The organism is Catenulispora yoronensis, from assembly GCF_039531695.1.
Lineage (GTDB): Bacteria > Actinomycetota > Actinomycetes > Streptomycetales > Catenulisporaceae > Catenulispora > Catenulispora yoronensis.
In genome coordinates, this window is the sequence record NZ_BAAAQN010000175.1 from 1 (window position 1) to 677 (window position 677).

The following is a 677-nucleotide window of genomic DNA, read 5'->3' on the forward strand; positions in this document are numbered from 1 at the left end:
GGAAGAGCGTTTGCAGCTGCTGGACGAGCAGTTGGCCACCGTCACCCGCCTGGCCAAGGACAACGAGCTGCCCGATGCCATCCTCACCGAGTCAGGGCTGAAAATCACCCCGCTGGATGCGGCGGTGCCGGATCGGGCGCAGGCGCTGATCGACCAAACCAGCCAGTTACTGCCGCGCATCAAGATCACCGAACTGCTGATGGACGTGGACGACTGGACGGGCTTCAGCCGCCACTTCACCCACTTGAAGGACGGGGCCGAGGCCAAAGACAGGACGTTGCTGCTGTCCGCAATCCTCGGTGATGCGATCAACCTCGGGCTGACCAAGATGGCCGAGTCGAGCCCCGGCCTGACCTACGCCAAGCTGTCCTGGCTGCAAGCCTGGCACATCCGCGACGAAACCTATTCGGCGGCCTTGGCCGAGCTGGTCAACCACCAGTATCGCCACGCCTTTGCCGCCCACTGGGGCGACGGCACGACCTCATCCTCCGATGGCCAGCGCTTCCGCGCGGGTGGCCGGGGCGAGAGCACCGGGCACGTCAACCCGAAGTACGGTAGCGAGCCGGGACGGCTGTTCTATACCCATATCTCCGACCAGTACGCGCCGTTCAGCACCCGCGTGGTGAATGTCGGCGTCCGCGATTCCACCTATGTGCTCGACGGCCTGCTGTACCACG

The 677-nt window shown here is 64.8% G+C and carries 1 protein-coding gene; it reads left to right on the forward strand.

Going from position 1 to position 677, the window contains the following annotated elements; translation table 11 throughout:
* On the forward strand, positions 1 to 677 hold a 677-nt coding region (locus ABD481_RS46630; protein WP_344672342.1), incomplete at both ends, for a Tn3 family transposase.